Annotated in this window: 23 protein-coding genes and 1 pseudogene; 8 read left to right on the top strand and 16 right to left on the bottom strand. The window is 53.7% G+C overall.

Annotation, left to right across the window (positions count from 1 at the left end; all coding sequences use genetic code 11):
• Window positions 1-19: 19 nt before the first annotated feature.
• The 5 genes and pseudogenes from EC843_RS13345 to lldD all read left to right on the top strand — a co-directional run bounded on the left by EC843_RS13345 (window position 20) and on the right by lldD (window position 5,940).
• Entirely contained in the window at window positions 20-445 is a 426-nt protein-coding gene (locus tag EC843_RS13345; protein ID WP_133522383.1) for a DUF2946 domain-containing protein, read from the top strand.
• A gap of 41 nt (window positions 446-486) precedes the next feature.
• Window positions 487-1,833: pseudogene (locus EC843_RS13340) on the top strand (PepSY-associated TM helix domain-containing protein); the annotation flags it as partial.
• A 488-nt stretch (window positions 1,834-2,321) separates the two neighbouring features.
• Window positions 2,322-3,977 carry an L-lactate permease gene (lldP, locus tag EC843_RS13335; RefSeq protein ID WP_064548880.1) on the top strand — a complete coding sequence of 552 codons (1,656 nt, stop codon included), beginning with the start codon at window positions 2,322-2,324 and terminating at the stop codon, window positions 3,975-3,977.
• The gene (gene lldR / locus EC843_RS13330; RefSeq protein WP_133522382.1) at window positions 3,977-4,762 is read left to right on the top strand and encodes a transcriptional regulator LldR; all 786 of its coding nucleotides are present in this window, start codon (window positions 3,977-3,979) and stop codon (window positions 4,760-4,762) included. Before lldP ends, lldR begins: the two co-directional genes overlap by 1 nt.
• A complete protein-coding gene (lldD, locus tag EC843_RS13325) occupies window positions 4,759-5,940 on the top strand; it encodes an FMN-dependent L-lactate dehydrogenase LldD (RefSeq protein WP_133522381.1) in 1,182 nt (393 codons plus the stop codon). Before lldR ends, lldD begins: the two co-directional genes overlap by 4 nt.
• Before the next feature lie 43 nt (window positions 5,941-5,983).
• Here lldD and EC843_RS13320 read toward each other — a convergent pair whose 3' ends face one another.
• The 3 genes from EC843_RS13320 to EC843_RS13310 all read right to left on the bottom strand — a co-directional run bounded on the left by EC843_RS13320 (window position 5,984) and on the right by EC843_RS13310 (window position 7,249).
• Complete coding sequence (locus tag EC843_RS13320) at window positions 5,984-6,286, bottom strand: hypothetical protein (protein WP_064548886.1); 303 nt, start codon at window positions 6,284-6,286, stop codon at window positions 5,984-5,986.
• Window positions 6,276-6,605: a type II toxin-antitoxin system RelE/ParE family toxin gene (locus tag EC843_RS13315; RefSeq protein WP_064548888.1), complete on the bottom strand. Its 330-nt coding sequence runs from the start codon at window positions 6,603-6,605 to the stop codon at window positions 6,276-6,278. Before EC843_RS13315 ends, EC843_RS13320 begins: the two co-directional genes overlap by 11 nt.
• Window positions 6,606-6,820: 215 nt before the next feature.
• Window positions 6,821-7,249 (bottom strand): OsmC family protein, encoded by a 429-nt coding sequence (locus tag EC843_RS13310; RefSeq protein WP_064548890.1) that lies wholly within the window; start codon window positions 7,247-7,249, stop codon window positions 6,821-6,823.
• A 158-nt stretch (window positions 7,250-7,407) separates the two neighbouring features.
• Here EC843_RS13310 and EC843_RS13305 point away from each other — a divergent pair, with 158 nt between their 5' ends.
• The 3 genes from EC843_RS13305 (at window position 7,408) to EC843_RS13295 (ending at window position 9,215) form a co-directional block, all read left to right on the top strand.
• Window positions 7,408-7,941 carry a tetratricopeptide repeat protein gene (locus EC843_RS13305; protein ID WP_133522380.1) on the top strand — a complete coding sequence of 178 codons (534 nt, stop codon included), beginning with the start codon at window positions 7,408-7,410 and terminating at the stop codon, window positions 7,939-7,941.
• A 78-nt stretch (window positions 7,942-8,019) separates the two neighbouring features.
• The gene (locus EC843_RS13300; RefSeq protein WP_064549026.1) at window positions 8,020-8,469 is read left to right on the top strand and encodes an RNA polymerase sigma factor; all 450 of its coding nucleotides are present in this window, start codon (window positions 8,020-8,022) and stop codon (window positions 8,467-8,469) included.
• On the top strand, window positions 8,466-9,215 hold the full coding sequence (locus EC843_RS13295) for a hypothetical protein (protein WP_064548893.1): 750 nt from the start codon (window positions 8,466-8,468) through the stop codon (window positions 9,213-9,215). The genes EC843_RS13300 and EC843_RS13295 overlap by 4 nt, the downstream gene beginning before the upstream one ends.
• Here EC843_RS13295 and EC843_RS13290 read toward each other — a convergent pair.
• The 13 genes from EC843_RS13290 to entC form a co-directional block, all read right to left on the bottom strand.
• A complete protein-coding gene (locus EC843_RS13290; protein ID WP_064548895.1) occupies window positions 9,212-9,601 on the bottom strand; it encodes a type II toxin-antitoxin system VapC family toxin in 390 nt (129 codons plus the stop codon). The two genes, EC843_RS13295 and EC843_RS13290, sit on opposite strands and share 4 nt — an antisense overlap.
• A gap of 2 nt (window positions 9,602-9,603) precedes the next feature.
• Window positions 9,604-9,867 carry an AbrB/MazE/SpoVT family DNA-binding domain-containing protein gene (locus EC843_RS13285; RefSeq protein ID WP_064548897.1) on the bottom strand — a complete coding sequence of 88 codons (264 nt, stop codon included), beginning with the start codon at window positions 9,865-9,867 and terminating at the stop codon, window positions 9,604-9,606.
• 259 nt (window positions 9,868-10,126) lie between these two features.
• On the bottom strand, window positions 10,127-10,408 hold the full coding sequence (gene ilvN, locus EC843_RS13280) for an acetolactate synthase small subunit (protein ID WP_133522379.1): 282 nt from the start codon (window positions 10,406-10,408) through the stop codon (window positions 10,127-10,129).
• Between the two features lie 3 nt (window positions 10,409-10,411).
• On the bottom strand, window positions 10,412-12,100 hold the full coding sequence (ilvB, locus tag EC843_RS13275; RefSeq protein ID WP_133522378.1) for an acetolactate synthase large subunit: 1,689 nt from the start codon (window positions 12,098-12,100) through the stop codon (window positions 10,412-10,414).
• A 110-nt stretch (window positions 12,101-12,210) separates the two neighbouring features.
• Window positions 12,211-12,309, bottom strand: a complete 99-nt coding sequence (ivbL, locus tag EC843_RS13270) for an ilvB operon leader peptide IvbL (RefSeq protein WP_074388597.1) — start codon at window positions 12,307-12,309, stop codon at window positions 12,211-12,213.
• Between the two features lie 128 nt (window positions 12,310-12,437).
• Window positions 12,438-13,460 carry a GTP-binding protein gene (locus EC843_RS13265; RefSeq protein ID WP_133522377.1) on the bottom strand — a complete coding sequence of 341 codons (1,023 nt, stop codon included), beginning with the start codon at window positions 13,458-13,460 and terminating at the stop codon, window positions 12,438-12,440.
• A 15-nt stretch (window positions 13,461-13,475) separates the two neighbouring features.
• The gene (locus tag EC843_RS13260; protein ID WP_034456870.1) at window positions 13,476-13,673 is read right to left on the bottom strand and encodes a YbdD/YjiX family protein; all 198 of its coding nucleotides are present in this window, start codon (window positions 13,671-13,673) and stop codon (window positions 13,476-13,478) included.
• 112 nt (window positions 13,674-13,785) lie between these two features.
• Window positions 13,786-15,891, bottom strand: a complete 2,106-nt coding sequence (gene cstA / locus EC843_RS13250; protein WP_064548905.1) for a pyruvate/proton symporter CstA — start codon at window positions 15,889-15,891, stop codon at window positions 13,786-13,788.
• Between the two features lie 235 nt (window positions 15,892-16,126).
• Window positions 16,127-16,543, bottom strand: a complete 417-nt coding sequence (entH, locus tag EC843_RS13245; RefSeq protein WP_133522375.1) for a proofreading thioesterase EntH — start codon at window positions 16,541-16,543, stop codon at window positions 16,127-16,129.
• Window positions 16,544-17,296 carry a 2,3-dihydro-2,3-dihydroxybenzoate dehydrogenase gene (gene dhbA, locus EC843_RS13240; protein WP_133522374.1) on the bottom strand — a complete coding sequence of 251 codons (753 nt, stop codon included), beginning with the start codon at window positions 17,294-17,296 and terminating at the stop codon, window positions 16,544-16,546.
• On the bottom strand, window positions 17,293-18,153 hold the full coding sequence (locus EC843_RS13235; RefSeq protein ID WP_133522373.1) for an isochorismatase: 861 nt from the start codon (window positions 18,151-18,153) through the stop codon (window positions 17,293-17,295). The genes dhbA and EC843_RS13235 overlap by 4 nt, the downstream gene beginning before the upstream one ends.
• Before the next feature lie 14 nt (window positions 18,154-18,167).
• Complete coding sequence (locus EC843_RS13230) at window positions 18,168-19,784, bottom strand: (2,3-dihydroxybenzoyl)adenylate synthase (RefSeq protein WP_064548912.1); 1,617 nt, start codon at window positions 19,782-19,784, stop codon at window positions 18,168-18,170.
• Entirely contained in the window at window positions 19,785-20,966 is a 1,182-nt protein-coding gene (gene entC / locus EC843_RS13225) for an isochorismate synthase EntC (protein WP_121814161.1), read from the bottom strand.
• Between the last annotated feature and the right edge of the window lie 119 nt (window positions 20,967-21,085).

The raw sequence follows: 21,085 nt of genomic DNA, 5'->3' as shown, positions 1-21,085 counted from the left end.
GCTTTGGTAGATTGCCCGCTTGCCGTCACTTTTCACTCTTTCACGCCATAAATGGCTATCAGCGCTCGCATTACTGGCGATGCTGATGCTTTTTATCGCCCCGGTGATTTCAAAATCACTGGAGCAACAGCGTGCAGTGCAAGGCGGCGAGCATAAAATGATGAGTCACATGGCTGGCATGATGATGGACATGGGGGCGATGAAAATGCCCGCCTCATCACATCTGATGCCGGGTGCGGGCGCTTCATTGATGGACGATATTGCCTGTGGATACTGCCAGTTGCTGCTGCATATCCCGCTCATCGTCTGGCTGTTTATTCCTTTTATCTGGCTGGCATGGCGAATTTCGCGTACGCCTCCCCCGCCGGTTATCGCCCCGCTTCTGGCTCAACATGACGATGCCGAAGCCCTGCCTCGCGCCCCTCCTGTCGCACTGTTTCGTTAATACAAACATCATTTAACGTCACAATTCGACAAAGGATTATCATGCCTGCAAATCAATCGCAGCTCGCCTGTCGTGGCGCGCTGCTGACGCTGTTGCGTCGCCTGCATTTCTATATTGGCCTGTTCGTCGGCCCGTTTATTTTCGTCGCAGCCCTGACGGGCACACTCTATGTGCTGACACCACAAATTGAGAACGCGCTTTATCACCAGGCATTGCGCACTCAAGACACAGGTGAAAACCAGCCGCTTTCGCAGCAAATTGCCGCAGCACGCAAGTTTATCGGCGAAGATGCCACGATTTACGCAGTGCGCCCGGCTCCTGAAACTGGCGATTCTACGCGCGTGCAGTTTGTTGATTCTGCATTAGGGGAATCGGAGTCGAGAGCGATTTTTGTCTCACCGGCAACCCTGGCCATTCAGGGGGATTTGACGGTGTATGGCACCAGCGGCGTGCTCCCGCTACGCACCTGGATTGACCAGCTTCATCGCAGTTTATTACTCGGGGATATAGGGCGAATTTACAGCGAGCTGGCGGCTTCGTGGCTGTGGATTGCGGCATTAGGTGGCGTTGTTTTGTGGCTGACTTCACGGCCAAAAAGAAAGCTGAAAGTGCGGAAAACCCCGCAAAGAAGCGCACGCCACTGGCATATTACGCTGGGTGCCACGTTACTGCTCGGGCTACTCTTTTTCTCTGCTACAGGGCTAACCTGGTCACAGTGGGCAGGCGGGAATATCGACAAAATGCGCAGCTCGCTGGGGTGGATGACACCGCAAGTGAATACCGCGCTGACCCCGCAAACGGGTCACCCGCACATCGATTCGCATGCAGAACATCACGCCATGATGAAAGGGATGGTGATGCCTGAAACCGATGATAGCAACTGGGACGAGGTGCTTCGTGCCGCACGTGCGGCGGGAATTGAATCCAACAAGGTCGAGATCCGCGCGCCGCGTTCGGCAGATAAAGCCTGGACGGTGACTGAAATTGACCGTGCATGGCCGACTCATGTCGATAGCGCGGCGATCGACCCAAATGGCTTCAAGGTCATCGACCGGACGTATTTCGCTGATTTCCCAATGGTCGCCAAACTCACGCGCTGGGGGATTGATGCTCATATGGGAGTGCTTTTCGGGTTGCCGAACCAACTCTTGCTGGCGGCGTTTGGTTTTGGCCTGTGCGGCATGATCGTTCTGGGTTACCGCATGTGGTGGCTCAGACGCCCGGTAATATCTGCAAGTAATCCCGCACAAACACTGAGCGAGTCATGGCTGGCTTTGCCAATCATCTGGCGTAGCGCCGTGTTGTTGATTGCCCTGCTATTCAGCTTTGCCTTGCCGGTTATGGGGGTGAGTTTGCTGCTGTTTGTCGCCACTGATATTGCCCGCTGGTGGAGGCATTCGTTGAAATTGCAGGTTTCGTAAACCACCCTCACCCTGATGGCCGTCTCTTAGTCACAGGGCGCTTCCTGCCAAGCCGGAGAAGGTTCCGTTCACCAGGCGACAGCGTGTTTATGTCGCGACTGAACCGGTGAACGTCTTAGGGTGGCCACCGTCGCCACCCTAAGAACCCGGACTCCCGGCAAATAAATCGCCGCAAGCGGTAAACCTCCATTTTGCCTCCGTGTCAGGGTCATGTGGTCGGGAGCCACGTGTGAGAGCGATAATCCGCTTTGCTCCCTCCCCTACCCCACAATATTGGTCCTACCAATCCTGCCAAAAACGTGACTGATTTACCCATAATGACAAAATCAGTTACACACTCATTGCCATTAGTTAACAAAAGATTAACCTTTATCCATAACGCGCCCTACATCGCCAAATTGGTCCTACCAATAACGCGAAAAATAATAAGCACATCACGTTCTGGAGAGTCCTGCATGCAAGCATGGCAACAAGTCTACGACCCGGCAGGGAACATATGGCTATCAAGCCTCATCGCCGCTATTCCGATTATTTTCTTCTTCTTCGCACTCATTAAATTACGCATGAAAGGCTACACCGCCGCCACCATCACTGTGGGCCTGGCGTTGCTCGTTGCGCTATTTTTCTACCGCATGCCCGTTGACCGCGCATTATCGTCAGTGATCTACGGATTCTTCTACGGATTGTGGCCGATTGCGTGGATTATTATCGCCGCAGTATTCGTCTATAAAATCTCGGTGAAAACCGGGCAGTTTGACATTATCCGCTCGTCGATACTTTCCATCACGCCTGACCAACGCCTGCAAATGCTGATCGTTGGCTTCTCCTTCGGCGCATTTCTTGAAGGGGCTGCCGGATTCGGTGCACCAGTGGCGATTACCGCAGCACTACTGGTTGGCCTCGGCTTTAACCCGCTGTACGCCGCCGGTCTGTGCCTGATTGTGAACACCGCGCCGGTCGCGTTTGGTGCGATGGGCATTCCCATTATCGTTGCGGGCCAGGTCACCGGCCTCGACAGCTTTGAAATCGGCCAAATGGTTGGCCGCCAGTTACCGTTCCTGACGATTATCGTGCTGTTCTGGATCATGGCGATTATGGACGGCTGGCGCGGTATTAAAGAAACATGGCCTGCGGTGATGGTGGCTGGTGGCTCGTTTGCTATCGCGCAATATCTCAGCTCGAACTTCCTCGGCCCGGAACTGCCTGACATTATTTCTTCCCTGGTTTCTCTGGTGTGTTTGACCGCGTTCTTGCGCGTCTGGAAGCCCGTTCGCATTTTCCGCTTTGGCGATATTGGAGCCTCCGTTACCGACCAGACACTGGCGCGCCAAAACTACACATTAGGCCAGGTGGTACGCGCCTGGATGCCATTTATCTTCCTGACGGCTACCGTGACGCTTTGGAGTATCCCGCCGTTTAAAGCGTTATTCGCACCTGGCGGTGCTATGGCTGACTGGGTATTTAACATCTCCGTACCGTTCCTCGACAAAATGGTTGAGAAGATGCCGCCTGTCGTAGCACAGAGCATGGCCTATGCCGCGGTCTATAAGTTTGACTGGTTCTCGGCAACCGGCACCGCGATTCTGGTCGCCGCGCTTATCTCGATTGTTTACCTGCGCATGAAGCCGAAAGCCGCTATCGAAACCTTTGGTGAAACTCTCAAAGAACTGGCTTTGCCGATTTACTCCATCGGCATGGTGTTGGCATTCGCGTTTATCTCAAACTATTCCGGCCTTTCGGCAACGCTTGCTCTGGCACTGGCTCATACCGGCCACGCATTTACTTTCTTCTCTCCGTTCCTTGGCTGGCTGGGAGTATTCCTGACCGGTTCTGATACCTCGTCCAACGCCCTGTTTGCGGCATTGCAGGCGACGACCGCACAACAAATTGGCGTGTCCGATCTGTTGCTGGTAGCGGCTAACACTACCGGTGGCGTCACTGGAAAGATGATTTCGCCACAGTCCATCGCCATCGCCTGTGCCGCTGTAGGGCTGGTGGGTCGGGAATCTGACCTGTTCCGCTTTACTGTTAAACACAGCCTGATATTTACCTGCATGGTCGGCGTTATCACCACGCTTCAGGCCTATGTTCTGACCTGGATGATCCCTTGATGAGCACACAACCGCGCCTGGCTGACCATCTGGTTGAGCGCGTAAAAGCATTAATTAGCGAACGTAAACTGGAGGCGGGCATGCGGTTGCCCGCCGAACGCCAGTTAGCGGCAGAAATGGGCGTATCGCGCTCATCGATTCGTGAAGCTATTCAAAAACTGATTAGCGAGGGTGTATTAATTAGCCGCCGCGGTGGCGGCACGTTTGTTCGTTACGAAGTTCAGGCCTGGTCCGAGCAACGTATTGTACAGCCACTCAAAACGTTAGTTGAGAACGACCCAAACTATCGCTACGACATTCTGGAAGCGCGGCATGCCATCGAAGCCAGCACCGCCTGGTACGCCGCGATGCGCGCCACTCCGGCCGACAAAGAGAAGTTAATTGCCTGTTTTGACGCCACGCTAAAATTCAAAGAGAGCGATGACCCGGACCTGGCGGCCCAGGCCGATGTGCGCTTTCATCTGGCAATTGCCGAAGCCTCGCACAACATTGTGTTACTTCAGACGATGCGCGGTTTTTTCGACCTGCTGCAATCCTCCGTAATGCATAGCCGCCAGCGCATGTACACCGTACCCGCTATTTTTGCGGGACTCACCGAACAACATAACGAACTGTTGCAGGCTATTTTGGCAGGTGACCCGGAACGCGCGCGTTTAGCGGCAAAAACTCACCTCGGGTTTGTCCATACCACCATCAAAACCCTGCATGAAGACGAAGCCCGGCAGGCGCGAATCAGCCGCCTGCCCGATGAAGATACCGACGTAATAAGGGACGAAAATCCATGATTATTTCTGCTGCTACTGATTATCGTGCCGCTGCGAAGCGCATTCTGCCGCCATTCCTGTTCCATTACATTGACGGTGGGGCGTATGCCGAACATACGCTGCGTCGTAATGTTGACGACCTGGCGCAAGTGGCGTTAAAGCAGCGCGTGCTGAAAAATATGTCCGCTCTGAGCCTGGAAACCAAACTGTTTAATGAAACGCTGTCGATGCCCGTCGCGCTGGCTCCGGTGGGATTGTGCGGAATGTACGCACGCCGTGGCGAAGTTCAGGCAGCAAAAGCCGCCGCCGCCAAAGGTATTCCGTTTACGCTTTCCACAGTTTCCGTCTGCCCAATTGAAGAAGTCGCACCGACGATTGACCGCCCAATGTGGTTCCAGCTTTATGTGCTCAAAGACCGTGGCTTTATGCGTAATGCTCTGGAGCGTGCCAAAGCTGCGGGTTGTTCAACGCTGGTGTTTACCGTTGATATGCCGACACCTGGCGCGCGTTACCGCGATGCGCACTCCGGCATGAGTGGGCAACACGCAGCACTTCGCCGCTACTGGCAAGCGGTGACGCATCCGCAGTGGGCATGGGATGTGGGTCTGAAGGGTCGCCCGCACGATCTCGGTAATATCTCCACCTATCTTGGTAAACCAACAGGTCTTGAAGATTACATTGGCTGGCTGGCGAATAACTTCGATCCATCCATTTCGTGGAGCGATCTGGAGTGGATCCGCGAGTTCTGGGATGGCCCGATGATCATCAAAGGGATTCTCGACCCGCAAGATGCCAAAGATGCCGTGCGTTTCGGGGCTGACGGGATTGTGGTTTCCAACCACGGCGGCCGCCAACTCGACGGTGTGTTGTCGTCTTGCCGCGCCCTGCCAACCATTGCCGATGCGGTAAAAGGCGATATCGCCATTCTTGCCGATAGCGGCATTCGCAGCGGCCTGGATGTGGTGCGAATGATTGCGCTCGGCGCTGACTCCGTATTGCTAGGCCGCGCTTATTTGTACGCGTTAGCCACCCACGGTCAGGCAGGCGTTGCCAATCTGCTCAACCTGATTGAAAAAGAGATGCGGGTTGCAATGACGCTGACCGGAGCAAAATCTATCGCCGAAATCAGCCCTGATTTGCTGGTGCGCGAAGGCGTGAAAGACATTCTGTCGCCACAAGATATGGCGGTGGGGTTTTAGGTAAACTGATGCTCGCCAGGTGATATATGGCGAGCATTTTCACTCAACTCGTCAGCTCCGCAAAACTGATACCCGCCGCATTGATAATCTTTTTAGTTGTGCTGATGGTTGGGTTCCCACGTTCTGAAAGGGTTCTGTAGAGCGTTTCGCGATTCAGTTTTGCCTGTGCTGCTATTTTGCTAAACCCGCCTCGAGCTTCAACGAGGCGACGTAATGCCAGCAGAAACAGCACTTCTCCATTTTCTTCATCCAGACCCGCAAATGCCTCTTTCATATATTCCACGGCAAATGCGTGATCTTCCTGAAGCATTTCGATGACTGTTTGGTCGAACTCATTAAATTGCATTTTTTAACTCCTGATGTTCTTGCCACCATGTCACAGCCTGCTCGATATCCGCTTGTTGTTTGCGTTTATCGCCACCGAGCAAGAGCAAATAGGTATCCTTACCTTCATACGCATAATAAATCCTGTAACCAGGCCCTTCATCTATGCGCATTTCCCAAACGCCATGTCGGCATGGCTTATGGTCGCCAGGGTTGTTAAGCGCTAACTGGTCAATACGCCGAACAATTTTCGTTTTAGCCCGTGGATCCCGTAATACTTTTAACCACTCATTAAAAGGCACCCTGCCGTTTTGCAGTTTGAAGTACTTAATCATATTCATCCTTGAAACTCCTTAATTGTAGCTTTTAAACCACATCAGTCAATGTATTTATTTTGAGCACAATTATTTCGTGCCACAGCAGGCTAGCCCAGGGGAAAGGAAGAGAGCGAGAGGTATTCGGGGTGAAAGTTTAGCATTGCGGCATGCCTTCCAGCATGAAGATAAAAGGCGCAGCGCTGCCGCCGGGCTTCACCGGAAGCAGCGCTTGCTGGGCATTAATTGAGTTTGTAGTCGAGGGTGATTTCAGCTTTCATCAGTTGCGATACCGGGCAACCAGCTTTGGCTTTCTGGATAATTTTATCGAACGCCGCGCTATCCGCATTCGGCACTTTGACGTTACTGGTTAGCGCAATTTTGGTAATGGCAAAGCCACCGTCGGTTTTATCCAGCGAGACATCCGCTGTGGTGTCGATGCTTTCTGCCGTGTAGCCCTCTTCGCCAAGCATTAGCGAAAGCGCCATCGAAAAACAGGCTGCGTGTGCCGCACCGATTAACTCTTCCGGATTGGTCCCGGCAACCCCTTCAAAACGTGTATTAAAACCATAGGGCTGTTCTTTTAACGCGCCGCTCTCGGTGGAAACAGTCCCTTTGCCGCGTTTAATGTCACCTTCCCAGTGAGCCTGCCCTTTCTTATGAATGGTCATGTAATCGCTCCTATTTTATTAACACGAACATCAAGTATAGAAGTTGAATACGGGCTTGCCCGGCATCTCAGAACAATCCTTGCGGCGCAGAAAGATAAAACGAATAAATTCGTGATCCCAGGTGTTTACTCCATACCGAACACCACGAGGCTATTATCATGAAGCGTTTTTACCGCCAGTTTGTTCCCGCAGTTGTCACCAGTTTGATGTTGTTTTCCGGCTACGTTCAGGCCATGGGCGGCAACAACGACGAACCCGTTCCGCCAACCTGCCCTAAGGGGCAAATTTATGACTCAAAAACCAAAACTTGTATGGTCGATAAAGGGGGGATGATTGGCGACGAATCCCGCACCGACTACGCCTACGCGCTGGCAAAAGCGGGCCGCTACCAGGAAGCGCTGGATATGCTCAATACGTTGAAAGACCAAAACACCGCCGAAGCGCTCAATTATCGAGGTTATGCCACTCGCAAACTGGGCCGTACCGATGAAGGGATCGGCTATTATTTAAAATCTGTCGCCCTCGATCCGAAATATCCAAAAGTTCGCGAATATCTCGGGGAAGCGTACATGATCAAAAACCGTCCGGATCTTGCTCGTGAACAGCTCGCTGCCATCAAGACTCTGTGCGGCACCAGCTGCGAGGAGTATCGCGATTTGTCCGCAGCCATCGACGGCCATCCCGAATCCTAATCGGAGGTGAAAATTAGTAGCGAAGCGATACGCCGCGATCTCGCGCAATATCTTTCACGCCTGTGGCGCTACGGCCTGGTGCTTTCTCATCAGCGGGATATTGCCGATGATTTGGTGCAGGCAACCTGTGTGCGCGCCATTGAACGCGCCGCACAATTTGAGGCGGGCAGCAGGATGGATAGCTGGCTCTTTTCCATCCTGCACTCCATTTGGCTCAATGAGGTTCGGGCGCAGCAAATTCGTCGCGGACAGGGATTTGTGGATATCGATATGCTCACGGAAAGCGGGAACTGCGATGATCCCATCTGGACAAACGATGTGATGAAACGCGTGGCTCGTTTACCCGAAGCCCAGCGGGACACCGTTTTTCTGGTTTATGTCGAAGAGTTGTCGTATCGCGAGGCGGCGAAAATTCTCAATGTCCCGGTGGGAACGGTGATGAGCAGGCTTGCCACCGCGCGGCTGACGCTGGCTCAGGACCGCGCGCTTCAGCCTGATTCGCCATCATTAAAAGGAGAAAGTTCATGACACTTACTGCCAATACGGATGAGCTGCTGGTGGCGTATCTGGACAATGAACTCAGCGCCACGCAGCGCCAGCAACTGGAAGAACGCCTCAGTCATGATGCTTATCTGGCTGAACGGCTGTTGCTGTTAGAGCGTAGCAGTTTACCTTTTAAATCTGCTTTCGAACCTTTGCTGGAAGCGGCACCGCAATCTCGCTTACAGGCTTATCTCACTCCCGCAACAGCTGCCGTATCCCGACGTCATCTCATCGCCGCTGCGGTAAGTTTTCTGGCATTGGGTGTGATTGGCGACCGCGCTTTGTTACTTTTATCTCAACCTGAAGAAAACTGGCGTGAATTAGTGGCGCAATATATGGCGCTTTATACGCCACAGACGCTGGCTGAAACACCAACACGCCAGGCGCTGGAAGCGCAATTGAAAACCACGGGGACACAACTCGGTTTAGCGCTGAATTCAGAAAGCCTTGCCCTGCAAAATGCCACGCTGAAAAATGCACGCGTACTGTCTTACGATGAACAGTCCATCGCGCAAATTACCTGGCTTGATACCGCCCACGGCCCCTTGGCGTTGTGTATTACCGGCTATTCAGGGAAACCGATAACGGCGAAAAACGAGCAACGGCTGGGCATGAATATTGTTTATTGGGCGAGTACAAACCACCAGTTTATGGTGATTGGACACGGCCCAATGGCACAAATGAACCAGATTGCACAACAGTTGCAAAGCAGTCTTACTGGAGCGAGCTAGCGCGTCCAGTCCTCAACGCGTAAACGCCCGACCATGGTAAAAGCACGATCGCTGGTGACCACCGTCGCGTTTCGGCTCAGGGCGTGAGCGGCAATTAACTGGTCAAGATGACCCAATACTTTGCCTTTCTTTTCCATCGCCGCTCGTAACTGACCGTAGCTTTTTGCCGCTTCGCTGTCCCACGCGTAGACCGATACTGTTTCCAGAAAACCCTGCACCGCCGCAGCCAGATTTTTACTCTGGCGCTTAGCCACGCCATATAACAGCTCAGCTTCCGTTACACTAGAAATACACACTTCTACAGGGCGCGTTTGAGCCAGCTTTTCTATCACTTTAGGATGCTGACGGAAAAGATAGCTCACCGTGTTGGTATCCAGCATGTACATGGTCAGTCCATCCCTGCAAAGGGATCTCTGTCGGCAATACTCTGGTTACGCTCCTGCTCATCAAGGAAGTTATCAGGCACTTTTGCTTTCTTCACTAAAGCAAAAACGTTACCCCATCCTTCTGGTTTGGCTGGATTTTTTGAAAGAATCACGTTTCCCTCCTTGTCTTTGCGGATATACACCCTGTCGGTATCAAACTCAAATTCCACCGGTAACCTCACCGCCTGGTTTCTGCCGTTTTTAAAAAGCTTCGCGACGCGTTCCATGGTAACTCCTGGCACTTAATGACCTATGCCATAGCATATGCCACAGAAACGCATTCGCCAAGCTCACTTTTTATACGATTAACGTTTACGTGGGCAATCTACCCTGGATTTATGCAATCAGGTTGGCTTTATTGCGACGGGATTATTGTTTTGCGAGAAGCTTCCAGAATGGTGAAAATAACGAAGCGAAGTTGCAGTGCAGAATGATGAATCGTGCAAAATTGGGTGGATAAACTTACCGTTTACCCACCCTGAAATGCTATTGAACCAGTGCGGTTAGCTTACCAAAAATGCCCGCACCGTCTGCATCGCGCCTGATTTGTACCACATCTTCAAGTTTATCGATTTGGCTAATCATCTGCTCAAGACGCTGGTCATCCGCCACTTGTAGCCAGATACGGCTCTGGTCGCCGTGTGGTAGCGGCAGACAGAGAATACCTTCGACGTTAAAGGCGCGGCGAGCGAACAGGCCGCAAATGTGAGACATCACACCCGGATGGTTGCTCACCGTAAGTTCCAGAATAACGGTTAGTTGTTGCATGGCTTACTCTCCAATCATCTCAATGTTGGCAGCGCCTGGCGGCACCATCGGGAATACTTTTTCACTGGCATCAATGCGCACGTGAATCAGGCAAGGGCCAGGGCGTGAAATCGCCTCCTGCAATGCCGCTTGCGGGTCTGCTGCTGCATTCAAATCACAGGTTGCCAGGCCAAAACCTTCGGCAATTTTCAGGAAGTTAGTTTGTCCGGAATAGGTCGCCGCAAAGACATTTTGTTGATAGAACAACGTTTGTTGTTGGTGTACCAGTCCCAGCGCCTGGTTGTTCAACAGGATGATCTTCACGTCCAGATTATGATCGGCAGCGGTCGCCATTTCCTGAATATTCATCATGATGCTGCCATCGCCGGTAAAGCACAGCACTTTGCGGTTTGGCTCAGCTAATGCCGCACCTACCGCAGCGGGCAGGCCAAATCCCATCGTTCCTAAACCACCGGAAGTCAGCCACTGGCGTGGACGGTTCAGCGGATACGCCTGCGCTACCCACATTTGGTGCTGGCCGACATCGGTGGTAATCACTGCGTTGTCATCCACGCAAGCCGCAGCGGCGTTAATCAGGCCGTATGGCGTCAACGGGTTATCAGCACCAGGCATATTGAACGGGAATTCTTGCTGCAAACCTGCGACTTGTTGCAGCCACTGCTGGCGCGGCTTGGCGTCAATTTTTGGCAGTAATTGTTCCAGCACTTCACCGACATCCGCGCGAATCGCCACGTGTGCCTGCTTAATTTTACCCAGCTCGGCGCGGTCGATATCAACATGAATGATTTTTGCATTCGGGCAGAACTCTTCCGTTTTACCAATCGCGCGGTCATCAAAGCGTGCGCCTAAAACAATCAGCAAATCTGCTTCCTGCAAAATGTAGTTGGTGCTGCGAGCGCCGTGCATCCCCAGCATGCCAAGCGATAACGGATGCTTCGCCGGAATAGTACCGAGCGCCATCAGCGTCATGGTGGTTGGCAGGTTAGCTTTTTCCGCCAGTGCACGGGCGTTGGCATGCGCATTGATAACGCCACCGCCGAGATACAGAACCGGGCGCTGCGCCTGGTTAATCATTGCCGCGGCATCGGCAAGTTGCTGTGCTTCAAATTGTGGTGCAGGAGTATGGGCAGAAACGGGCGGCAGTTCGCTGATGTCAATTTCTGCGGTTTGCACGTCTTTTGGAATATCAATCCAGACCGGGCCTGGGCGGCCAGATTCAGCAATGCGGAAGGCGTCGCAAATCACCTGTGGCAGTTCGCTAATATCGCGAACCAGATAGTTGTGTTTGGTGATGGGAATGGAGATGCCGTAAGTGTCGACCTCCTGGAAGGCGTCGGTGCCAATCATTGATTTTGGCACCTGGCCGGTAATACAAACCAACGGGATGGAGTCGAGTCGCGCATCGGCAATAGCGGTGACCAGGTTTGTCGCACCAGGGCCGCTACAGGCGATACACACGGCAGCTTTGCCCTGTGTACGGGCCATGCCTTGCGCCATAAAGCCCGCACCCTGTTCGTGGCGTGCCAGAATATGGCGGATTTTTTTGCTTTGGCTGAGCGCGTTATAGAGCGGCAGGACGGTGCCACCGGGAATACCGCTGATGGTGGTAATGCCATGGTGCTCAAGCATTTGCACAATTAATTGTGCGCCCGTAATACGGTGTGCTTGCGGTGGGTTTTCCGAAATTGCCATGCTCCAGTCCTTCTTCTCGTGCCGTTGCGCTTCTGGCCGGGGGACTAAAACAAGAAACCCCGCCCGGTTTGCGCCGGCGGGGTTTTGGAATCGATGCGTTGATTCAGACCCTACGGCGCATTGCCGACGACCACCACCACACGCACGACGACCACCGCGGCTGGTAGCGCGGTTAGTAGTAGGCCAGTGTTGCGAGTGAATGTAGTCATTTGGGTCCTGAATAGTGTTTACGCGATTTAACGTCGAAATTTATACAACCACACTGCTTCGTTTCACACAACAGCTTTATTCGGCAGAGCTGAAAATCGTGTTTGAGATCACATCTCTGGTTTCATACCTAAATCGAAGTTGCAGCAAATTCCCGACGCATCTCCTCAATCGGTAAATAACGCCCGATGATGACTAAGCGTGAGACGCGCGATTCGCTCGGGTGCCATGTTGAGCCGTAGTCAAAGCCCACCACTTTATGTACCCCTTGCACGATAAGGCGTTGCGGATGGCCATCAATCGCCAGTACGCCTTTGTAACGCAGCATGTCGTTACCAAAACGCGCGATGCAACTTTCCATAAACGCGCCAATTTTCTTCACATCCAACAACCCGGCATCAAAAACGTGAGCCTGAATGGCATCATCCCAGGACTTTTTTGCCGCCGTTTTACGAAACGGTTTGAAGCTCACGGGGTGGTCATCGTCAGCGTGAATCACGCGGAATCCCGAGGCTAATTCAATGGTATCCGTGAGTTCGAACGCGTTGAGATCGAGCCACATTTCCGCCGGGCATTCGCCGTTTACGATTTCAAAAATATCAGCTTTATTGTTGATCCGATGGATCCGCTCCAGCGCCTGTTGTTTGGTTTCGTCATCAACACGATCGGCTTTAGTCAGCAAAATTCGGTCGGCAAAACCGAGCTGGGCGGCAGCCACCGCATGCTCATCCAACTGGCGTGAAATATGTTCTGCATCTGCCAGCGCAACGACCGCATCAAGACGCAATGCGTCACGCAGATATTCATCCACAAAGAAGGTTTGCACGATGGGAGCTGGGTCAGCAAGACCTGTGGTTTCAACAATCAACCGCTCAAATTTCAACTGACCCGACGCGCGTTTTGCCAGCATTTCTCTGAGTGCGGCGGTGAATTCTCCGCGCACGCTGCAACACACGCAACCGTTACTGAGCTCCACGACGTTGACGTTTTCACCGCCTCTGAGCAAAGCTCCATCGATATTTACCGCACCAAATTCGTTTTCCAGAATGGCGACGGGTTCGTTGCCGTTATGGGCGAGAAAGTTGTTGAGAAGTGTGGTTTTCCCGGAACCAAGAAAGCCCGTTAACAGAGTGACAGATACCGCTTGATTCATGTCCAATTCCTTAGATTAACAGCAGCGAGCGCCGCCTTTGCCGCCGTATCGCGCATCCTGACGCTCGCGGAAAAACTCTTCGTAAGTCATCGGCGTCTGTTCCGGATGAGTCAGACGGATGTGTTGCACATAGTTGTCGTAATCAGGTACGCCAACCATCAGTTTAGCGGCCTGGCCGAGGTATTTTCCGGCTTTAGCGAGAGTGTCAAACATAGTGGCTCCTGTATTATTGGACTGCCCTCACCCCGGCCCTCTCCCACAGGAGAGGGGGGAAAGCTAATTCCCTCTCCCTCAGGGAGAGGGTTAGGGTGAGGGTTGTTCTAAATTAATGCGCACTCTTCGCCTGAGCCACAATCTGCTCAGCATCTTCTGGCATCTTCTCGTAAGGCGTTTCCCTTGCGGTAGGAAGGTCAGATTTCAGCGCCTGGCGCGCAGTTTTAATCGCGAACAGACCAATCACCACCACAACCACCATAAAGAAGATAGTCAGCCCGGCATCCAGACGGTTGTTAAACACCAACTGGGAAAGCTGCGACTCGGTGTATTGCGCAGGGATTTTGCCGCTGTCGAGAGTTGCCTGGAACTTGTTAGCGATAGCCAGGAAGCCCACTTTCGGGTTGTCGCTGAAGGCTTTTTGCCAGCCTGCCGTCAACGTACAAATCAACAGCCATGCGGTTGGGACCAAAGCCACCCAGGCATATTTCTGCTTCTTCATCTTAAACAGTACGACTGCACACAGCATCAACGCCATACCTGCCAGCATCTGGTTGGCAATACCAAACAGCGGCCACAAGGTGTTGATACCGCCGAGTGGATCGACCACGCCCTGGTGCAGGAAGTAACCCCATGCCAGCACGCAAAGTGCCGTAGCCAGTAAGTTTGCTGGCAGCGAGTCGGTACGCTTAAGACCCGGAGAGATTACGCCCAGTAAATCTTGCAGCATAAAGCGCGCCGCACGGGTACCGGCATCTACCGCGGTCAGAATAAACAGAGCTTCAAACAGAATAGCGAAGTGATACCAGAACGAGACATCCATCAGGCCGCCCAGCGCGCCATGCAGAATGTACGCCATTCCCACCGCAAGCGTTGGTGCGCCACCCGCGCGGGAAATAATGCTCTGCTCACCCACTTCATTAGCAATGTTGGTCAGGGTGTCCGGAGTGATATGGAAGCCCCAACTGCTCACCACGCTGGCAGCAGAAGCGACTACATCTACAGTTCCTGCCGGAGCCAGTACCGCCATCGGGCTGTTCATCGCGAAGTACACGCCCGGGTCGATAACACAGGCGGCAACCAGCGCCATGATTGCCACAAACGATTCCATCAACATGCCACCGTAACCGATGAAGCAAGCCTGGTTTTCGTTAGCCAGCATTTTCGGCGTGGTGCCAGAAGCGATCAGGGCGTGGAAGCCAGAAACTGCTCCACAAGCAATGGTGATGAACAGGAACGGGAACAGGTCACCTGTCCAAACCGGGCCGGTGCCATCAATAAACTTGGTCAAAGAAGGCATTTGCAGCGTTGGGCGCATAATCAAAATGCCAATTGCCAGGCCAATAATGGTGCCGATTTTCAGGAAGGTTGAGAGGTAATCACGCGGTGCCAGCAGCAGCCAAACCGGTAGTACCGCGGCGACAAAGCCATAACCCACCAGCATCCACGTCAACTGCACGCCGGTAAAGTCAAAGTATGGCGCCCATGTTGGGCTTTCAGCCACCCAACCGCCGGAAATAATAGCGAAGATCAGCATCACCAGGCCAATCACCGAGACTTCACCAATACGGCCTGGACGCAGATAGCGAATATAGACGCCCATAAACAATGCCAGTGGAATGGTGAACGCTACGGTGTAGGTTCCCCACGGGCTGTGAGTCAGCGCTTTCACCACGATCATCGCCAGCACCGCAAGGATGATGACCATAATCATGAAACAGGCGACCAAAGCAATGACGCCTGCGGTGTTGCCCATCTCTTCTTTCACCAGTTCACCCAGCGAACGCCCGTCACGACGGGTTGAGACAAACAGCACCATAAAATCTTGTACCGCACCAGCCAACACCACACCGGCCAGCAGCCAGAGCATGCCCGGCAAGTAGCCCATTTGCGCGGCAAGCACCGGCCCGACAAGCGGCCCCGCACCGGCAATCGCGGCAAAATGGTGACCGAACAGGACTTTTTTGTCCGTCGGGACATAGTCCAGCCCATCGTTATGGCGCACGGCTGGCGTCATACGAGTGGCATCAACGGTTAAGACGCGTTTAGCGATAAACAGGCCGTAATAACGATAAGCGATGAGGTAAACGCAGATTGCAGCAACCACAATCCACAATGCGTTTATCTGTTCGCCGCGATTGAGTGCGATATAGCCGAGCGCGAAGGCACCGATTAGTGCAAGCACGCCCCAGATAAGGTGTTTCCCTGGATTATTCATCTTTGTTTTCCATGTGTAGGGCCAGAGGCGACGGTATTACCGTTTTGTTCTAGATCAAGCACATGAATTTAACAATATGAAAACAACAGAATACAGATGTTTGACCAGGTCTTTACATCAGCTTGTTAAGGAGATCACTTTGCGGGGAATTTGTTGGAGCGCCATCACCCCGGCCCTCTCCCCCAGGAGAGGGAGAAAACAGTGCTGTCTCCTCTCCATCAGGGTTAGGTTTGTGTTAACCCAGCGTCGCCGTCGTCAAACGGCTAGTACAACAACGCTTGCCGCGCCCATCAAAAATGGCAATTTCCCACACCTGAGAAGTCTTCCCTAAATGCAGCGGTTTGCACACGCCGCGCACCGTACCTGATGCCACCGCGCGATGATGGCTGGCGTTGATTTCCGTTCCCACCACGCACTGCCCTTCACTCGTTGTCAGAAATCCGGCCATTGAACCCAGGGTTTCTGCCAGCACTACAGACGCGCCGCCGTGCAGCAAACCAAACGGCTGCTGGGTGCGGTTATCGACCGGCATTTGCGCTTCCAGGCTTTCCTCGTCCATGTACGTATAAACGATACCGAGATGCTCAACCATTGTGCCGACGCTGGTTTTGTTTAACGCCTCAAGCGTGAGATCTCGTTTCCAGATACTCATTCAGGCTCCAAGCGTTGCGCCGCCATCAATCACAATATCCTGCAAAGTGATGTGGCTGGCGTGAGTGGAAGCGAGGAACAAAATCGTGCTGGCGATTTCCTGCGGGCGGGCGATTTTGCCCAGCGGAATGCCCAGTTTGAACTGTTCCGGGAAGCCCTGTATACGCTGCTGTTCGGCGTCTGGCGTTTTCCACAACGTGCGTTGCATATCGGTGTCCGTCGACCCCGGCGACACCACATTGCAACGCACGCCAAACGGTGCCAGTTCCAGGCCAACGGTTAACGCCAGGCTTTTGAGCGCCGCTTTCGACGCGCCATAGGCCGACATTCCGGTGCGCGGCGTGTGCGCGGCATCGGATGCAACGGTGACAATCGCCCCGCTACGCTGCTCACGCATACGTGGCATCACGGCGCGGAACATATTGAACGCGCCGCCGACGTTGACCGCAAACGTGTCCTGCCAGTCTTGCAGCGCTAACGCATCCGTAGCACCCATGCGCAAAATTCCCGCCGCATTCACCAGCACATCCAGTTGCTGCTCGTCGCTGAGTATTCGCTGCGTAACGGCAGCGACCCGGTCGGCATCCGCCACGTTTAACACTTGGGTGGCAAACGGATAAATCTCCAATGGGAACGCCAGATCAAAGCCGATAACCGTCGCACCAGCTTCGCTAAACGCCCGCGCGGTGTGGTAACCGATGCCCTTGCCTGCACCCGTTACCCAGACGGTTTTGCCGCTAAAATCGATGTTCATGCCGCCACTTCCCGAGACAGCAATACCCACCAGGCGTCGATGCTCGGGTTTTTCGCCAGCATCACGAAATCGATGTCAGCGTGAATTTTGCGCCAGCGTGCCGCCAGCGCCATCATGCGCACCGAGTCGAGGCCGTAATCAATCAGGTTTTCGTCATCTTCCGGGATGTCGGATTCATCCAGCAACGGCAGGACGATTTCACGTAGTTGCTGTTTGTTTTGCGGCGCACATTCGGGCAGCAAATCGCGGGTCATCACCACGCGCCCGGAACGGCCTGCGGTGTATTTCAGCGCCATGATGTGTTCTTCGCGGCTGAAATCAGCCAGCGCATCAGCGACCATAAACGGTTTGATGTCACGCATAAACGCATCAGTTGCCGTGGTCATGCAGCCAATGTGCGCGTAAACACCGCAAATAATCAGCTGGTTACGGCCGGTTTCTTTTAACGCCTGTTCCAGCGGCGAGCGGATAAACGCGCTGTAACGCCATTTGGTCAGCACCGTGTCGTGTTCGTCTGGCACGAGTTCTGCCACCACTTTCTGGCGCTCAGGGTGTTTATTTAAGCCCGGCCCCCACATGTCGTTAAGCAGCGCACGGTCTTCATCACTTTGCGCATTCGGCTGCGCGGTGTAATAGACCGGAATATTGTGGCGTTTGCAGTAAGCGCGCAGCGCGGCAATATTGGCAATAACCTGCTGGATCATTGGGCAATCATCACCCCAGAAATCGATGAAATATTCCTGCATATCGTGAATCAGCAGTGCCGCACGCTCGGGTTCAAACGCCCAGTTCACTTTGTTTTCCGGGATGTCGGCAGCTGTCGGTAAGCTGTACGCGTTCAATTTTGGAATAGCCATAAATTCTCCGTCAGTCAGGAAACCAGTTGCCTGTCAGCAATCAACTGGCGCAAACGTTTTTTGTCCACTTTACCCACCGCGGTCAGCGGCAGGTTTTCAACAATTTCAATGCGATCCGGTAGCTTGAAGTCGGCAATGCCCAACTCACGCAAATAACGGCGAATTTCTACCGCGCGGAACAGGCGACTGCCGACGATAAACGCGCAGCTTTTCTCGCCCAATAAACTGTCTTCCATCGAAACCAGCGCGGCATGGACGATCTCTTCATGGCGCAGCAGCAGGTTTTCGATCTCCTCGGCGGCGATCTTCTCGCCACCGCGATTGATCTGATCTTTCTCGCGCCCCTGCACGGTGATGTAGCCGTCTTCAGCAATCGAAATCAGGTCGCCGGAGCAGTAAAAACCGTTGGCATCGAAGGCGCTGGCGTTGTGTTCCGGGCTGCGGTAATAGCCCCGGAAGGTGTACGGCCCGCGCGTCATCAGGCGGCCCACTTCGCCATGCGGTAATGGGTTGCCATTTTCATCGGCCACCCACACTTCGTCGTCCGGGCACATCGGCTTACCCTGGGTTTTGAAGATATGTTCATCTGAATCATCAAGGCGCGTGTAGTTCACCAGCCCTTCGGCCATGCCGAAAACCTGCTGTAACTGGCAGCCAATTTCAGCGGGAATGCGGGCGGCAAGCGCTTCGCTTAAACGCGCACCGCCGACCTGCAACAGCTTTAGCGACTCAAGCGATTTATTGCTGCCCCATTCGCCAATGGCTTGTAACCACAGACTGACCGCAGGCGGCACCAGTGCGGTGACGTTGATTTGATGGCGTTCAATCAGCGGGAAACAGAGCGTGGCGCTCGGGTCGTTTGCCAGCACCACACGCCCGCCGCCGTAAAAAACGCCCAGCGAACCTGGTGAACTCAGCGCGTAGTTATGCGCCGCCGGAATGGCGCACAAGAAGCGCGTGTGGGTATCAAAACGGCAGATTTCGACGCTGCGGCGAATGCTGTAGTAGTAATCGTTATGGGTGCGCGGGATCAGTTTCGGCGTGCCGGTGCTGCCGCCGGAAAGCTGGAAAAATGCCACTTCGTCCGCCGCCGATGGCGAAGCGACAAAGTTGTCTTCCGCTTCGTTGATGAAGGCACTTAGCGAACGTTCGCGGTCGCTTTCATTGAGCAAAACAGCCATGCGTAGCGACGGGTTTTGCTGGCACAGCGCATCAAGGAAATCATCATGAACGAACAAATTGTGTTTGCGGTCGGCAATCAGCACCACCGGCTCAATTTGCTGCGCGTAGGCTTCCATCTCGGTGCGTTGATGGCTGAACAGCGCGTTAACCGGTGCTACGCCAATTTTCAGCAGCGCGAATAGCGTGATGTACAGTTCCGACACATTACCGAGCTGCACCAACGCAGTTTCGCCGTTGTTCAGGCCACGGCGTTTAAGGGCTGAAGCCAGGCGCGTCGCCGCTTGTTCTAATTCGCGATAGCTGAAATGGCGTTCGCCATCAACCAGCGCAATTGCGTCATTGTGCGCGTGGCGGTTGAGAATATCGGTCAGCGGCAAATCCGCCCAGTAACCTTTTTCGCGGTAGCGGGCCGCTAAATCGTCCGGCCAGCGCGTGAATTGAATCGCCATTTAGTTGAGTCCAAATACGTGGAGCATGGTGGAAAGTTTGACGCCAGTTTCGCGCCACTCCGATTCCGGCGACGAAGCAGGCACGATGCCCGCCCCAGCGAACAGGCGCACCTGGTTTGCAGCGACACGGGCGCAGCGGATTGTCACCACCCACTCACCGTTGCCTTCAGCGTCACACCAGCCGACGATGCCGCCGAACAGCTCGCGGTCAAATGGCTCAAGTTCTGCAATCAATTTGCGCGCCACATCGTGTGGGAAGCCACTCAACGCCGGCGTCGGGTGCAGCAGGCAGGCGAGGGATAACGCATTGTCCTGCGGGTCTTTTACCTGGCCGTAAATCGGCGTGGCGAGGTGCCATAAGGTCGGCGTGGTAATCAGTTCTGGCGTGTCAGAGAGCGTCAAAGTCTGGCTGTGCGGCTGCAAAACATCGCGCATCGCTTGCGTCACCAGACCGTGTTCGTGGCGGTCTTTCTTTGAGTGCAGTAACTGCGTGCCAATTTCGCTATCACGCGGGATATTTTCCCGGTCGCGCCGTGCCGATCCCGCCAGCGGCAGCGAGCTGAAATTCTTGCCGGATTTACGTAACAGCAATTCCGGGCTGGCACCCACTAGCGAGCTGCCATCCGGCAACGGGACGTGGAAGTTGTAGCTGGTGGGGTTTTGGCTAATCAGGCGATTGAGCAGCCCATCGAGATCAATTGGCATTTGGGTTTCGATATCAATCAGGCGCGAGAGCACCACTTTGTCGATATCCGGCTGCGCCGTTGCAGCGGCGGCATGAGCCACCATTTCCATAAATTTGTCTTGTTCCGGAATCGCTTTACGCGCGGCAATGTTGAGCGGTTTCGCCACAGCCGTTTGGCGGGCGTCATCCTGGCGTTGGGCGCGTGAAAACGGCTGCCAGCTTTCAGGGATAAACAGCGCTGAAGGTTGGCGGGGATCAAACGGAATGGCACCGACGACAACCGGCTTCTCGATGCCATGTTTTTTGGCATTTTCGAACGCTTCACGCAACGAAGTTTGCAGGTGACCATGGGAATTTGCGCCATCAATCGCCGGGCAATCCAGGCGAGCAAAGCAGCCGCTTGTTGAAAAACTGCGATATGGCGACATAAAGAAAAAACTATCTGCACAAGGTGTTAGCCGTTTTTCTTGTCGTTCCTCAGCCAGTAACGTTTCCATGAACTCTCCGTAAAAACATGACAAAAGATAGTAATAATGATTATCATTTGCTTTTCGGGGTCGTAACCTAAAGAGAAAAGACAGCACTGTCAATAGTTGCTCAGTCTTGTCGGATGGCG

Source organism: Buttiauxella sp. JUb87 (assembly GCF_004361975.1).
Taxonomy (GTDB): domain Bacteria; phylum Pseudomonadota; class Gammaproteobacteria; order Enterobacterales; family Enterobacteriaceae; genus Buttiauxella; species Buttiauxella ferragutiae.
The sequence above is the reverse complement of the archived record's forward strand: the minus strand, read 5'-3'. Positions and strand labels throughout refer to the sequence as shown.

Bases quoted from the DNA above. Each gene is read 5' to 3' on its own strand.
- lldP (WP_064548880.1), top strand. From the start codon at position 2,322: ATGCAAGCATGGCAACAAGTCTACGACCCGGCAGGGAACATATGGCTA.
- lldR (WP_133522382.1), top strand. From the start codon at position 3,977: ATGAGCACACAACCGCGCCTGGCTGACCATCTGGTTGAGCGCGTAAAA.
- lldD (WP_133522381.1), top strand. From the start codon at position 4,759: ATGATTATTTCTGCTGCTACTGATTATCGTGCCGCTGCGAAGCGCATT.
- EC843_RS13320 (WP_064548886.1), bottom strand. From the start codon at position 6,286: ATGCAATTTAATGAGTTCGACCAAACAGTCATCGAAATGCTTCAGGAA.
- EC843_RS13315 (WP_064548888.1), bottom strand. From the start codon at position 6,605: ATGAATATGATTAAGTACTTCAAACTGCAAAACGGCAGGGTGCCTTTT.
- EC843_RS13310 (WP_064548890.1), bottom strand. From the start codon at position 7,249: ATGACCATTCATAAGAAAGGGCAGGCTCACTGGGAAGGTGACATTAAA.
- EC843_RS13305 (WP_133522380.1), top strand. From the start codon at position 7,408: ATGAAGCGTTTTTACCGCCAGTTTGTTCCCGCAGTTGTCACCAGTTTG.
- EC843_RS13295 (WP_064548893.1), top strand. From the start codon at position 8,466: ATGACACTTACTGCCAATACGGATGAGCTGCTGGTGGCGTATCTGGAC.
- EC843_RS13290 (WP_064548895.1), bottom strand. From the start codon at position 9,601: ATGTACATGCTGGATACCAACACGGTGAGCTATCTTTTCCGTCAGCAT.
- EC843_RS13285 (WP_064548897.1), bottom strand. From the start codon at position 9,867: ATGGAACGCGTCGCGAAGCTTTTTAAAAACGGCAGAAACCAGGCGGTG.
- ilvN (WP_133522379.1), bottom strand. From the start codon at position 10,408: ATGCAACAACTAACCGTTATTCTGGAACTTACGGTGAGCAACCATCCG.
- ilvB (WP_133522378.1), bottom strand. From the start codon at position 12,100: ATGGCAATTTCGGAAAACCCACCGCAAGCACACCGTATTACGGGCGCA.
- ivbL (WP_074388597.1), bottom strand. From the start codon at position 12,309: ATGACTACATTCACTCGCAACACTGGCCTACTACTAACCGCGCTACCA.
- EC843_RS13265 (WP_133522377.1), bottom strand. From the start codon at position 13,460: ATGAATCAAGCGGTATCTGTCACTCTGTTAACGGGCTTTCTTGGTTCC.
- EC843_RS13260 (WP_034456870.1), bottom strand. From the start codon at position 13,673: ATGTTTGACACTCTCGCTAAAGCCGGAAAATACCTCGGCCAGGCCGCT.
- cstA (WP_064548905.1), bottom strand. From the start codon at position 15,891: ATGAATAATCCAGGGAAACACCTTATCTGGGGCGTGCTTGCACTAATC.
- entH (WP_133522375.1), bottom strand. From the start codon at position 16,543: ATGAGTATCTGGAAACGAGATCTCACGCTTGAGGCGTTAAACAAAACC.
- dhbA (WP_133522374.1), bottom strand. From the start codon at position 17,296: ATGAACATCGATTTTAGCGGCAAAACCGTCTGGGTAACGGGTGCAGGC.
- EC843_RS13235 (WP_133522373.1), bottom strand. From the start codon at position 18,153: ATGGCTATTCCAAAATTGAACGCGTACAGCTTACCGACAGCTGCCGAC.
- EC843_RS13230 (WP_064548912.1), bottom strand. From the start codon at position 19,784: ATGGCGATTCAATTCACGCGCTGGCCGGACGATTTAGCGGCCCGCTAC.
- entC (WP_121814161.1), bottom strand. From the start codon at position 20,966: ATGGAAACGTTACTGGCTGAGGAACGACAAGAAAAACGGCTAACACCT.